Origin of the sequence: Methanobrevibacter sp. YE315 (assembly GCF_001548675.1) — an archaeon.
GTDB lineage: Archaea > Methanobacteriota > Methanobacteria > Methanobacteriales > Methanobacteriaceae > Methanocatella.
This window is the reverse complement of record NZ_CP010834.1, coordinates 1,722,329-1,736,310: the sequence shown is the minus strand read 5'-3', so window position 1 is coordinate 1,736,310 and position 13,982 is coordinate 1,722,329. Positions and strand designations below refer to the sequence as shown.

Below are 13,982 nucleotides of genomic sequence, written 5' to 3'. Positions count from 1 at the left end.
TTTAATTTAGATTTTTTAAAAAATTCTAATTACTTTTAATCAATAATGAAAAGTATTACCGTATTCAAATAAACGGATTTTAATCAGTGAGTGTCAGTTTAATGTAATATTTGACTTTAATTCCACATGATAATCATGTTTATTTGCCTATTTTAGATTAAAACTATTGTTTGAAAAAAATTGTATTAAAAATATTTATATAGTTATTACTATTAATTATAAATTGGATTATACAATTTTCTTTGAATAATTCAGAAAAATGAAATTAACATTAATATAGCTACTCCATATCTATTAAATTATTATTTAATTGTATAATTTGTATAAATAAAGTCATATAACCATAAATAGCTATTCTTTAATAGCTATTTACCCTCCTCTTTTTCAAGTCAATTTCTTAAACTTTATTTGATATTATTTTAAAATATTATAGTGATGAAAAGAACAGCACTAAAAATCGGATATATCGGGACTAATTTTCATGGTTTTCAAAGACAACCCAACTTAAGAACAGTCGAAGAAGAGTTAATCTATCATTTGCGTAAACTTGACTACATTGATGACTTAAAAAAGTCCAGATTCAGAATAGCTGGAAGAACTGATGCTGGCGTTCACAGTTTAGGTAATGTCATTAGCTTTCAGTCTGAAAAGGAAGTTAGGGTCAATGAAATCAATAATTCCCTTCCTGATGATATTCAAATATTAGCAAAGGCGCCTGTACGTTATGCATTTAAGCCTAGATATGCCCAAATGAGACAGTATAGATACATGCTATTCCAAGATTTGGATATTGACAAACTCCAAGAGTGTGCTGAAATATTTAAGGGAACTCACAATTTCACGAATTTTACCAAGAGGTTCCAAAAAACCACCACAAGGACAATCGATGACATTAAAATCACAAAAGTTGATTTGAACGATTATCACAAAAAGGAATTCCCTAACCTTCATGATACCCTTTCTCCGATATTTGTGGATATTTATGGCGAATCATTTTTATGGAATATGGTAAGAAAAATGATGAGGGTATTTGTTGATGTGGCTATTGGAAAAATGGATTTGGATGATGTGGAAAGATTATTAAATCCTGGAGAAGATGAGCCAAGAGCCTACATCAAAGTCATGGAAGCCGAATATCTAATTTTGATGGATATTCAATATGATGGAATCAGATTCACTTATGATGATTATGCATGCGAAAGATTCAGACGTAATCTTGTCGATTCATTGTCCGATTTACAAAAAAGATATGCTATTAGAGAATCAATGGTAAAAAGTTTACAGGATTTGCATAAGGGGAAATAATGAATACTTTGGAAGATAATCAAGATAGGATATTTACAAAACCTTTTTTCTTAGTTTTTGGAGCATTGCTGTTTACAGCCTTGGTAATGTATGCTCTAATGTCTACTGTTGCTGAATATGCTACTGCAATGGGATCAACTGCAACTATTGCAGGTCTTGTTTCCGGAATATATATTTTTGGAGGACTTTGTTCAAGAATATATTCCGGAAATGCTCTGGAGAGAGTCGGATGGAAAAAGACTGCACTGATTTTCATGAGCATTCATTTTTTAGCTTGTCTTTTGTATTTTGTTGTAAGCGATGTCACATTGCTTTTGATTGTCAGGTTCATTCATGGGATAGGTTTCGGAGCATCGGCTAATGCAATTGTCACAATCGCTACTGCAGTACTTCCTAAAAAGCGTTTTAGTGAAGCTTTCGGTTATTTCATGCTGGGAACAACAATTGCTGTTGGATTAGGTCCATTCATCTCAGGATTTCTCTATGATACTGTGGGAGCTCAAGGCTGCTTTTTGGTAGCAAGCATATTCTGTGCTCTGGCATTGATTTTCATTTATTTTGTGGATGTCAGCAAAAAGGATCCAGGTGTCAACCGCCAAAGACAAGTTGAAAAAACTGAAGAAAAAAATTATAAAGGCATTGAAAAGGTCTTGGAAATCAAGGCAATACCTGTTTCACTTTTCACCGCCCTGACAAGTTTGGGGTATATTTCAATTTTATCATTCAACAGGCTTTATGCTGCTCAGATTAATTTGATAACTGCATTTTCATGGTTTTTCATAATATATTCAGTAGTTTTGGTTCTATCAAGACCTATTGCGGGTAAAATCCAGGATAATCATGGCGATAAGTTAATTTGTATTGTTGGAATAATCGCCCAATCAATTGGCCTTTTATTGATTGCATGGATTCCTTCTTATCTTACAGTTTATATTTGTGCAGTATGCTGCGCTCTTGGATTCGGTACATTGAATTCAGCATGTACTACTATCGTAACACGTAACGTGTCTGAAAGCCGCCGTTCATATGCAGTATCAACATTTTTCATTTTCTGTGATGCAACAATGGGTTTTGGCCCGGCATTGCTTGGAAGCTTTGTATCCGCTAGTTCCGGCTATGCACCAGTATTTTTCATATCTTCATTTATCACATTACTTGCATTGCCGATTTGTTTATATGCGCTGAAAAATTAAAAAAAATTTTTAAGTTATTTTGATAAATATATTAACATTATGAAAATAGCAACTGTTTTAGGAACTAGACCCGAAATTATAAAGATGGCGCCTATTATTGATGAAATTTCTAAACGAGGCATTGACCAGATTATTTTACATACCGGTCAGCATTATGATAAGGAAATGTCCGATAATTTCTTTAAAGATTTAGAGATTCCAACTCCTGATTATAATATTCATGTAGGTTCTGGGACCCATGGAAAGCAAACTGGACTGATGATGCAAGGCATTGAAGAAGTTCTTTTAGATGAAAAGCCAGATATCGTATTAGTGCAAGGTGATACCAATGCTGTTCTGGCTGGAGCGCTTGTTGCAGCTAAATTGCATATTGCAATAGGTCATGTGGAAGCTGGATTAAGGTCTTTTGACATGACAATGCCCGAAGAGGTAAATCGCAGAGCTGCAGATGTATGTTCAACAATGTATTTTGTTCCAACAAATGAATCAGCCATTAATCTTTTGGCCGAAGGTTTTTCAAGAAAAAATCTTTTTGTTGTAGGAAACCCTGTTGTTGATGCTTGTTTTAGACATTTGGAAATTGCTCAAAAAAGAGGATTTGAAGAGGAATCACTCAAAAAGTTAGATATTGAAAATATGGATAACATTTTAACTTTAACAATGCACAGGGCGGAAAATGTCGATGACAAAACAAGAGTTACCAATATCATTGATGCACTTAAGGAATTGGATGATATGAATATCATTTTCCCGATTCATCCAAGAACAAAAAATACACTAGAAAACTTTGGCTTATTTGATGAGTTAAATGATTTACATCACGTTCATATTATAAAACCTTTAGGCTATCTTGATTTTTTACTTTTAACTTCAAATTCGACTTTAATATTAACTGATTCTGGAGGTCTTCAGGAAGAGGCAATAACATTGGATGTTCCTGCATTGACTTTAAGGTATAATACTGAAAGGCCAGAAACTGTAACTGCAGGGGGAAATATTCTCGTAGGTTCTGATAAACAGGCTATTGTTGATAATGCCAGAAAAATCCTTGATGATAAGGATTTTGCAGATAAGATGAGGAATGCTGTCAATCCATATGGTCAGGGAAATTCAGCAGAGCTGACTGTAGATGCAATGGAGAAATATTATGCTGAGGGTTTATTGGATATTAAAGCTCCCGAAGACATAATGACTTCATTTACAAGGAAAATGATAAAGATTACTGAGGATATATCAGTTGAAGAATTTGAAAATAGGGAAAATGCGCTTGTTCACATGGCCTTTGATGGGGATAAAATGCAGTTTCCTAATGATGAATTAAATTTAAATGGTATGATGATTACTTATGACAAAAGAGAATGATTCAATTTTAGTATTTGAGTATTTTACTGCTTCAGGAGAAAAAGACAAATGTATTATTTCAGAAGCTGAAGCATTAATATTTGCACTTTTAGAAGATTTAAAAGAATTTAATGTTGATTTAGTTATCAATGAATCTTATGATGGCATTGTGAAAGATTATGCTAATGTCAATCCGATTCTAATCAATCAGGACATCATTTCCTGGCTTGAAGAAAATGCGGCACAATTTGATAAAGCCATTTTCATATCTGCCGAAAATAATAACAACCTTTACAATATCACTAAAATATTTGAAGAAAATAACGTAAAAATATATAATTCTTCAGCTGAAGCTTGCTTAAAAGCATCTGACAAATCTGAAACTTATGAGGCATTATACAATATTGTTCCCCAACCAAGATCATTCAGATTTAAAATAGACCCAAAGGGATATTGGAAAAGGGCAATTGAAAATTTGCATGAAAAATGGCAAGCAGAAGATCCATTAACACCTCTCAAACTAATCATAAAACCATTGATTGGTGTTGACTGTGAGGATATTGTCGTGATTGAAAGGATTGAAGATTTAACTTTGGATTTGGATAAGATTTTCGAACCGGGCTCCCGTATTCTTGTTCAGGAATATATTGAAGGAACCGATGTTAGCGTTAGCTTAATATCAGATGGTAAAAAAGCGATTCCTATAAGTTTGAATGAACAGTTTGTAGAACTAAAAGATGATAAGGGAACCTATCTTGGTGGAAAAATTCCTTATGAAAGCAAATACAAAGATGAAGCATTTGAAATTGCAACAAAAGCCGTTGAAGCCATTGACGGAATGAAAGGATTTGTCGGTGTTGACTTGTTGATTAATGCCGATGAAAAAGACATCTATTCAGTTTATTTATTGGAAATCAACTCAAGATTCACAACACCATATGTTGGTTTAAATAAGATTGCTAATTTTAACATTGGAAAAACCGTCATTGATTTGATTGACGGAAATGTGGATATTGATGATTTGGATATTTCTCTAGATGGTGAAGTGGAGTTTAGAAAATCTGGAGATTCCTTGGAAATCAGGAGAATATAATATGAAGGTAGCAGGATTTGATATTGGCGGTGCAAACACTGATTTGGCAGTCATCGACTTTGATGGTGATAATATTAAGAGCATTGAAGTTGATTTTGCATATCTTCCTATGTGGTGCAAAAATGATGATTTATCAAGAGTATTAATTGAGTTAATTGAAAATATCTGCCCAATGTCTGAAATAGATGCTGTTGGCATTTCCATGACTGCAGAGCTTGTTGATGCATATGACACAAAAAAAGATGGAGTTTTGGATGTAGTTAAAAAATGTGAAGAAACTTTTGATTGTCCTATTGCCTATGTCGGAATCGACGGAATGTTGTCTAAAGAAGAAATTGAACAGACTCCTTTAAAGGCAGCAGCCGCAAATTGGATTGCAACAGCCCAAATCGCAACTTTGATATCAGATAATTGTATTTTTATTGATACTGGAAGCACTACAACAGACATTATACCAATTAAGGATGGAAAGGAATGTGCAATCGGTAAATCCGACTTTGACAGGTCGGCTACCGGTGAGTTGGTATATACTGGAACATTAAGGACCAATCTGGCAACTTTCCTTGATAAAATTGAACTTAATGGAAAAGAATATCGTGTGGCCAGTGAACTTTTTGCACAAACTGCTGATGTATATACTGTTTTAGACTTGATAAGCGAAGAAGATTATGTCTGTGATACATTTGATGGTGAAGGCAAATCCAAAATGGATTGTGCTAAAAGGATAGCTCGTGTAGTATGTGCTGATTTGGAAATGATAACCATGGATGACGTTGTTGAGATATCTAAATTCATTCATCAAAAGCAAGTTGAACAGATTGCAGATGGTTTAAAACAAGTTGTTGAAACTCAAAATTTAGATTTAATTGTCACAACAGGCCTTGGAAAAGATATTCTTGATAAAAAAGCAGCAGAACTTTTAGGTTTGAATGTTAAATCCATGGGGGATATCTTAACGGATGAAGAATGTGTTGTAGCTCCTGCAGTTGGAACTGCAGTAATGATGAACAGATATTTAAATTAAAAGATATTCTCTTTTAATTACTTTTTTTTAAAATCAGTACCAAACGTCTTTCAAACCAAGTAGATAAGCGCCAGTATTGGCTAATAAGTGAATGATTAAGGTTAATACGATTGCTATTACTACAAATGAAAGACTAAGTTTTACAACGAATGAGACTAGGATAAGTGCAACTATCAGAAAGTCAAGCTGATCTAAAATTGGAGCAGGTTTTCCACGACCAATTCCAAGTCTTCTTTTTAAGAAACTACCTATTGCATCACCTAATAATGCTCCAAAACCAAGTAAGAATCCAATCAATATTCCATTGGGGATGCTTGTTACAATTGGGGTAGTGATATACTGTCCAAATTCTGCAATTATCTGAGGGGCAAGGAATCCTTGAATGGCTCCGGTTATGATTCCGATGATGGTTCCTCCAATTAACCCTTTCCAAGTTACTCCATCTCCAATCCAGCGAACGCCATGACTATCACTTTTTCCAAGGTCAACTGGCAGGCCTCCACCGAATAGTAATCCAGCACCATTTGAAAAATATGCCGGAAGAATAAAGTAAAGTACTGCAATACAGGTAATTAATATCATTCCCAAATCATTAGCCATTTAATTTTTCCCCAATTTATTTTACTACTATTTTGTTAAAACTAGTATATATTAATTAAGTTTAAATATTACATTAATTTAAATATATAATATTATGTAAGTTTGTACTAATGATGAAAACATTATTAGTAAAAGGTGATTTTTTTGAAAATTAAAGGTACAAAAAGTTTATGCCCAGAGTGTGGCAAACCTATCGAAGCGGAAGTTTATGATGAGGATGGTAAGATTTTCATCAAAAAAACTTGTGATGAACATGGGGAATTTGTTAACACTTACTGGAGTGATGAGGAATTGTATAATAATGTAAAACAATATGTTCCATCCGTTACTCCTGTTGAAAATCCCTGTGTTGATAATTTGGGAACTTGTCCAAGCAATTGTGGGTTATGTTCTAAACACGAAACATCCACAGTTTTAGGATTGATTGATGTAACTAATAGGTGTAATTTAAGATGTCCTGTTTGTTTTGCTAATGCGGCTGCTGCAGGGTACCTATATGAACCTACTAAAGAAGAAATAAGGCAAATGCTTAAGAATTTAAGAAATCTAAAGCCTAATCCATGTCCTGCTATTCAGTATGCAGGTGGTGAACCTACCGTTAGAAAAGACATTGTAGAACTTATTGAAATGGCTAAAGAAGAAGGTTTTACTCATGTTCAAATAGCTACTAATGGTATTAGACTGGCTAAAAGGGAAAATTTGGCTAAACAATTAAAGGATGCTGGTCTAAACACTGTTTATCTCTCTTTTGAAGGTGTAACTCCAGAACCTTATATTGCAAATAAAGGTAGGGATTTGCTTCCAGATAAGCTTCAAGCTATTGAAAACTGTAGAAAAGCAGGTTTAGGTGTAGTGCTTGTTCCTACATTAGTTAAAGGAGTAAATGACAATCAAGTCGGAGAAATTATTAAATTCGCATTTGACAATAATGATATTATTTATGGAGTCAATTTCCAACCAGTATCATTTTCAGGAAGAACCCCTGCCGATCAGGTAGAAGAACAAAGAATTACAATTCCTGACTTCATAAAAATTATTGAAGATGAGACAGATGGTCAAGTACCGACTAGTGCTTTTTACCCACCATCCTGTGTTGAACCAATTGCAGAATTCATATCCCTGCTTGATGGTGAAGATTCCGCTAAAGTTACCTTGAATTGTCATGAGCATTGTGGAATTGCTACTTACGTATTCAGAGAAAAAACCGAAGGGGAGGGTAAAGATAAATTAATCCCTATTACAGATTTCATTGATGTTGATGATTTATTTGCTAAATTAGATGAATATAATGATAAGCTTAAAAAAGGCAAGTTCGGTTCCCATAAAAGAGTTCTTGCAGGATTAACTGGAAATCTCCCTAAATTAGTTCATCCAAGCAGATCACCTAAAGATTTGGATATTACCAAAATCTTATTAAACGTGTTTGCTAAAAGGGATTATGAGGCTTTAGGAGAATTTTCCAAAGATGCAATGCTTATCTCATGTATGCATTTCATGGATCCTTTCAACTTTGATGAGGATAGAGTTAAAAAATGCGTTATTCATTATGCAACACCGGATGGTAGGATTATACCATTCTGTACAATGAATTCAATTTATCGTGAAAGTGTTGAAAGAGAATTTTCAACACCATTTAACAAGAAAGATTAAATTATTTATAAAAATCACCTTAACTTAATTTTGTATTTGGGTTTATCCCAAATACTCGTTTTTTTAAAAATCAATTTTACAGTGATAATAATGGATATTATTAAAGGAAAAACATGGACTTTTGGGGAAAATATCGATACTGATGTTATTATTCCCGGAAGATATTTGAGGACATTTAATCCTCAAGATTTGGCTGATCATGTACTGGAAGGCGAACGTCCGGATTTCACGGAAAACGTTCAAAAGGGAGATATTATCGTTGCTGATGAAAACTTCGGCTGCGGTTCATCAAGAGAACAGGCTCCAGTAGCTATCAAAACAGCAGGGGTCAGTGCAATTGTCGCCAAATCGTTTGCAAGAATTTTTTATAGAAATGCGATTAATATTGGTTTGCCGGTTATCGTAAGTGATATTGAAGCTAAAGATGGAGATATTATAAGCATTGATTTATCCCAAGGAACTTTAATTAATGAAACTACTGGTGAAACTAAAACTTTCGAACCATTTAAGGAGTTCATGTTAAGCATTTTGGAAGATGGCGGATTAGTAAACCATTATTTAAAAGATGATTAGGGAGGCACGAAAATGGAATGTCCAATTTGTGGTTCTGATGATATTGAAATTTTAAATTCGAAACAGAAATCCTCTAAGAAAAAATTAATTGAGGAATATTTATTGAAATGTGAAGACTGCGGTCATGTTTTTAAAGACATTATCTCTTTAAAAAAGCCTAAACCTTATAGGTTAATTATTTCAGAGCAGGATAAATCTCATAAGACAACTATTAATTTATCACCTAGTGATGAATTGGAATGTGGAGATATTTTGCTTTCTGATTTGGGGCAAGTCGAAGTAACTGGTATTGAAGTTGGCGATAAAAGAGTTAAAAAAGCCAAAATTGAAGATATAAATACCATATGGTCTACTTCAGTTGAAATTCCTGCACGCATAGGTTTTTCTGTTGATTTGCATGGTGAAGTGGATTCATATAAACTTGATTTGGAAAGGGACTTCGAAATCGCTCCGGGGGATATTGTTAAAATTGATAAGCATATTGTGAAAGTGCATGTTATCAAAACACAGGAAAGAAAATTAACTTCCGGTTTTGCAAAAGCATCAGTCATCAGAAGAGTTTATTCCAAACCGGTTAAATTCAACAATTATGACTATGATTTAACCAAGGATATTGTTAAAAAAACATCATAGAGTGAAATTAATGAAAGTATTTATTGAGTCATATGGCTGTACATTCAATAAGGCTGATGGACAAATCATAGCGGGTATTTTGCAGGAAGGAGACATTGACATTGTTGATTCTGTTGAGGAAGCAGATGTTATTATAGTGAATACATGTTATGTTAAATTGCCTACTGAAAATAAGGTCACTTATAGAATCCAGAAGCTCCAAGAGGATTTTCCAAATAAAAAAATCATTATTGGAGGATGTATGGTTGAAATTGATCCTGAAAAATTGGATATGATTGGACCTAACTGTTCATGGATAGGGCCTCATCAATTAAATAAGGCTGCAGAAATAGTTAATGCAACTTATTGTGGTGAAGTTATTCGTGAATGCGGATTTTCAAAGGAATCCAAAGTGGGTGTTCCTAAATTAACTGACGATAGTCTTATTCATATTATTCAGATTTGTGAAGGTTGTTTTGGTGCATGTACTTTTTGCTGTACTCGTTTTGCTCGCGGACCATTGAATAGTTACCCTATAGCCGATATTAAGGAAGAAGCAAAAAAGGCAATTGAAAATGGGGCTTGTGAAATTCAGCTCACTGCACAGGATACTGCGGCATTTGGTCGGGACAGTGGTGAAAAACTATCAGATTTAATCAAAGAAGTGGCCAATTTAGATGGAGATTTCCGTGTTCGTGTTGGAATGATGCATCCTAAAAACATTTTAAATGATGTTGATGATATAATCGATGCTATGAAACATCCGAAGGTATATAATTTCATACATTTACCTGTTCAAAGTGGAAGCGATAAAGTTTTGGCTGACATGAGGAGGGGCCATACAATAGACCAGTATCGTGATATTGTATCAAAGTTCAAAAATGAAATTCCAGGCATCGCCTTGGCTGTAGACATTATTGTTGGTTATCCAACAGAAAGTGATGATGATTTTGATTTAACTGTTAAATTGCTTGAAGAGATAAAACCTAGTTTAATTCATTTATCAAAGTATCAACATCGTAAAGGGGCAATCTCATCTTCACTTAAGGAAATTCCGCATGAAGTTATGAAAAAAAGATCAAAATTTTTATCTGAAATTAAATCAAAAATAACTGAAGATGAAAACAGAGAATTGATTGGTTCCGTCCAAAATGTGCTGGTTGTTGAAAAAGGTTCTAAAGGTGGATTTATTGCTAAAACTGATTCATATATTCCTGTAATTATTGGTGATGTTGAGTTAGGTACTTTTGTTAAAGTTAAAATAACTGAAGCAACCGCCACTTATCTTAAAAGTGAATTATATGAAGAATAAATTTTTATTTTTATCTATATTCTTATTTTTATTTCATTGTTAATTTTTATCCTTTAAAGTTTAATAATTCTGATATTTTTTTCCAAATTTCGAAAGCATATTCTAACAGGTGATAAGTAATAATATAAGCGATTAATAAGCATTTTTACCGATACCTTTATATACTATTGCATACTATCTTTTAATTGGAGGTGTAATAATGAGTGAATTACCAATCGCACCAGTCGGTCGTATCTTAAAAAATGCTGGCGCACAAAGAATTAGTGACGATGCAAAAATTGCATTAGCTGAAGCATTAGAAGAAAAAGGTGACGAAATCGCACAAAAAGCTGTTAATTTCGCACGCCACGCTGGTAGAAAAACTGTAAAAGCTGAAGATATCAAATTAGCAATCAAATAGATTTTCTAATTAGTTATTTTCTAAAAAAAGCTTAAATAATAAAAATCTATTGGCCATTTTCTTGGTCAATTTTTTTTATTTTTAAAATTACCCAACTTGTTCTGTTCAACTAAGAAAAATTTATATATTACTTTTACCTAATTATAGTATGTTGTATAGGACCGGTGGTCTAGGGGTATGATTCCTCTTTGACGTGGAGGAGATCACGAGTTCGAATCTCGTTCGGTCCATATGCCATGGTAGTTCAGATGGGAGAACGCTAGACTGAAGATCTAGATGTCGCTGGTTCAAGTCCGGCCCATGGCATTTATTTTCTAACTATTTTTCCATGATTTTTTTAAAATTAGAGTTTTTAATTATATTCAGACGTGTTTTTAATGGTGATGGAGTTTTTATCTATTTTTTAGTTAGTGTAATAGGTTTTGGTGTTACTTGTGTATTTTCCCTCAACTCTTTATACCTTTTGACAATTTCGTAACCTTCGTTACTTCCTATAATGTCTGCACCAGCAGTTAATATTTCATTTGCGTATTTATAATTGTTTATGCCGCCATAAACTTCTATTTTGATTTTCGGTGCATGTTTCTGGATTATGTTGATATCGTTAACATTTTCGAAAAGGTGGTTTGGTGATACGAATCCGGAAGCAGTTTTAACGTAATCTGCCCCTCCATTTTCTGCCACTTTAGCGGCGTTTGCTTTTTCATAGTCTTCTAATGCTTTTGTTTCTATGATGACTTTCAGGATTTTATCGCCGATTGCTTCTTTAATCTTTCTGATTTCATCTTCAAGCAAGCTGTATTTTTCATCTTTCAAATAGCTTAAATTAATGACTACTTCAAATTCGTCAGCACCTTTTTCAAGCAGTTCTTTAGCTTCATCTACTTTGCTGTTTGTGTCCTCGAAACCTAATGGGAATCCAATGACACTTCCAACTTTAATGTTGGTGTCTTTTAAAGTTTCTTTTGCTAATTTAACGTATGTTGGTGAAACAACCACTGAATTGAAGTTCAATTCCATTGCTTTTTCAAGGAATTCTCTCATTTCATTTTCAGTGATGATGTTGTTTAAATTAGTATAGTTGATGAGTTTTGCCAATTCTTTTGAATTTTTTATATTGTACATAGTAACCACTCTCTTAATTAGTTAGTATTTATACGAACATTATATTTAAATATTTTTATATTATCTCTTTTTTCATATATGGTCCTACCTTCTCATAACCGAATTTGCGATAATAGTTTCTAGAACCGATTCCACTTATTATGGCAATTTCTTCTTTACCATTATCAATAGCTAGGTTTTCAGCTTCTTTAAGGAGCCTTTCTCCAAATCCTGTATGTTGGCCGATTTTAGGATTTTTATCTCCAATTTTAATCATGTTTCCATAAACATGCAATTCCCTTACAAGTGCGGTTTTGTCACTGATTTCTTCTCTAAAGTGATTTTTTGAAGGGAATCTCAGCCTTAAAAATCCCGCAATGCTTTCTTCGTTATAATCTTCAATAGATAAGAAATTCTCCACACCTTCACAGGCAACATATGTTTCCCTGAATAGTTGGAAGTCATCCAAATCATAGTCCTGGGTTGTTTTTTTGTGGCCGATTTCACGGCAGCGTATGCATTGGCAGCTGATTTTTTCTTCATCTAACCTGTTGTAAACAAGTTCTCCCAAGTTTGATTTTTTGACGCCAGCTTCTATTAAGGTTGATGGTATGTCTCTTTGGATTCTCATAGTTCTGACCCATTTTGGGAGTATCTTCTTGATTTTAACAATCAAATCCACAGCCTCTTCATCGGTATATGGAGCATATTTGCCATCAAGCCAAAGATCATATAATTCACTTCCCTTTGTAACGAGGCAAGGGTATATTTTAAGCATGTCCGGTTTATAGTTATCATCGCTGAATAGCTGTTTGAACATTTTCAAATCCTGCTTTTCATCAGAAAACAAACCCGGCATCATATGCATTGCAACTTTAATTGCAGAATCTCTCAAAAGTTGGTTTGCTTCAATTACATCTGCAAGAGTATGTCCTCTTTTGATTTTAGTGTACAGTTCATCAGATAATGTTTGAACTCCAAGTTCAACTCTTGTGACTCCAAAATTAAGCATTCTATTGATATGGTCTTTTTTACAGTAGTCAGGGCGTGTTTCAAAAGTCATTCCAACACATCTGACTTTTGAGTTTTCATTTGCGGTTTGAACATCATCGATTAATACATAATCGCTTGGAGGATATGTTTTCAAAATTCCCTTTTCAAATGACCTTATTTCATCATAATCTAGGTTATATTCATAGTTTGTTGGTTTGTTTTCAAGTATTAAGCCGAAATCTGTCATTGCTTTTAGGCATTGTGATACAAACCATTCTTGATAACATAAATCCCTTGAAGGAAATGTTCCGCCCATTATAATCAATTCGACTTTGTCTATTGGATGGCCAATCTTTTTCAATTGCTTTAACCTATTGAAACATTGTATATATGGGTGAAATTCGTACATTCTACCTCTAAGCGCTGCTGGCTCTTCACCAGTGTAGCTAGGAGGTGCAATATCACTTTCAGGACAATAAAAGCATCTTCCATGAGGGCATTTATGTGGATGGCACATAACTGCAACAATCGCAACGCCGGACATTGTTCTTGTAGGCTTTTTCTTTAGAATTCCAGAAACAATCTCCTTTTCTTCAGGTTTCGCATATTCCAAAATATCTGCATTGCTCATAAATTTGGATAATTTTAAGTCACGGCAAAGCTGCCTTTTTTCAACTTCAAGGTCACGTCGAGTAGATATCTTTCCATTTATGATGTTATCTATAATTATTCGACATGCTTTTTCCATTAGTTTCACCATTGATAATTAATAGTTAATCTTT

At 33.7% G+C, this 13,982-nt stretch carries 13 protein-coding genes and 2 tRNA genes; 12 read left to right on the top strand and 3 right to left on the bottom strand.

The window, feature by feature from the left end; genetic code table 11:
• Nucleotides 1-435: 435 nt before the first annotated feature.
• The 5 genes from truA to TL18_RS07930 are packed head-to-tail and all read left to right on the top strand — an operon-like array spanning nt 436 to nt 5,956.
• Nucleotides 436-1,305 (top strand): tRNA pseudouridine(38-40) synthase TruA, encoded by an 870-nt coding sequence (gene truA / locus TL18_RS07950; protein WP_067043963.1) that lies wholly within the window; start codon nt 436-438, stop codon nt 1,303-1,305.
• On the top strand, nt 1,305-2,498 hold the full coding sequence (locus TL18_RS07945) for an MFS transporter (protein WP_067043961.1): 1,194 nt from the start codon (nt 1,305-1,307) through the stop codon (nt 2,496-2,498). Before truA ends, TL18_RS07945 begins: the two co-directional genes overlap by 1 nt.
• A 39-nt stretch (nt 2,499-2,537) precedes the next feature.
• Entirely contained in the window at nt 2,538-3,860 is a 1,323-nt protein-coding gene (gene wecB / locus TL18_RS07940) for a non-hydrolyzing UDP-N-acetylglucosamine 2-epimerase (RefSeq protein ID WP_067043958.1), read from the top strand.
• Nucleotides 3,844-4,932 (top strand): ATP-grasp domain-containing protein, encoded by a 1,089-nt coding sequence (locus tag TL18_RS07935; RefSeq protein WP_067043955.1) that lies wholly within the window; start codon nt 3,844-3,846, stop codon nt 4,930-4,932. Before wecB ends, TL18_RS07935 begins: the two co-directional genes overlap by 17 nt.
• A 1-nt stretch (nt 4,933) precedes the next feature.
• Nucleotides 4,934-5,956, top strand: coding sequence for a hydantoinase/oxoprolinase family protein (locus tag TL18_RS07930; RefSeq protein ID WP_067043953.1), 1,023 nt, complete (start codon nt 4,934-4,936; stop codon nt 5,954-5,956).
• A gap of 33 nt (nt 5,957-5,989) precedes the next feature.
• Here the strand turns inward: TL18_RS07930 and TL18_RS07925 are convergent, their stop codons facing one another.
• Nucleotides 5,990-6,556, bottom strand: coding sequence for a CDP-2,3-bis-(O-geranylgeranyl)-sn-glycerol synthase (locus tag TL18_RS07925; RefSeq protein WP_067043951.1), 567 nt, complete (start codon nt 6,554-6,556; stop codon nt 5,990-5,992).
• A 144-nt stretch (nt 6,557-6,700) separates the two neighbouring features.
• Here TL18_RS07925 and tes point away from each other — a divergent pair, with 144 nt between their 5' ends.
• From tes to TL18_RS07890, 7 genes are all read left to right on the top strand, one after another.
• Complete coding sequence (gene tes, locus TL18_RS07920) at nt 6,701-8,206, top strand: tetraether lipid synthase Tes (protein WP_067043948.1); 1,506 nt, start codon at nt 6,701-6,703, stop codon at nt 8,204-8,206.
• Between the two features lie 90 nt (nt 8,207-8,296).
• Entirely contained in the window at nt 8,297-8,779 is a 483-nt protein-coding gene (hacB, locus tag TL18_RS07915) for a homoaconitase small subunit (protein WP_067043945.1), read from the top strand.
• A gap of 12 nt (nt 8,780-8,791) precedes the next feature.
• Nucleotides 8,792-9,412 (top strand): HVO_0476 family zinc finger protein, encoded by a 621-nt coding sequence (locus TL18_RS07910; protein WP_067043942.1) that lies wholly within the window; start codon nt 8,792-8,794, stop codon nt 9,410-9,412.
• Between the two features lie 10 nt (nt 9,413-9,422).
• Complete coding sequence (locus tag TL18_RS07905) at nt 9,423-10,703, top strand: tRNA (N(6)-L-threonylcarbamoyladenosine(37)-C(2))-methylthiotransferase (RefSeq protein ID WP_067043939.1); 1,281 nt, start codon at nt 9,423-9,425, stop codon at nt 10,701-10,703.
• Between the two features lie 199 nt (nt 10,704-10,902).
• Complete coding sequence (locus tag TL18_RS07900; RefSeq protein ID WP_042691314.1) at nt 10,903-11,103, top strand: histone family protein; 201 nt, start codon at nt 10,903-10,905, stop codon at nt 11,101-11,103.
• Between the two features lie 158 nt (nt 11,104-11,261).
• A tRNA-Val gene (locus TL18_RS07895) sits at nt 11,262-11,333 on the top strand.
• Nucleotides 11,334-11,336: 3 nt separating this feature from the next.
• Nucleotides 11,337-11,409 (top strand) — tRNA-Phe (locus TL18_RS07890).
• Between the two features lie 90 nt (nt 11,410-11,499).
• Here TL18_RS07890 and deoC read toward each other — a convergent pair.
• Nucleotides 11,500-12,228, bottom strand: a complete 729-nt coding sequence (gene deoC, locus TL18_RS07885; protein ID WP_067043936.1) for a deoxyribose-phosphate aldolase — start codon at nt 12,226-12,228, stop codon at nt 11,500-11,502.
• A 55-nt stretch (nt 12,229-12,283) separates the two neighbouring features.
• Nucleotides 12,284-13,948 (bottom strand): tRNA uridine(34) 5-carboxymethylaminomethyl modification radical SAM/GNAT enzyme Elp3, encoded by a 1,665-nt coding sequence (locus TL18_RS07880; RefSeq protein WP_067043933.1) that lies wholly within the window; start codon nt 13,946-13,948, stop codon nt 12,284-12,286.
• Nucleotides 13,949-13,982: the final 34 nt, after the last annotated feature.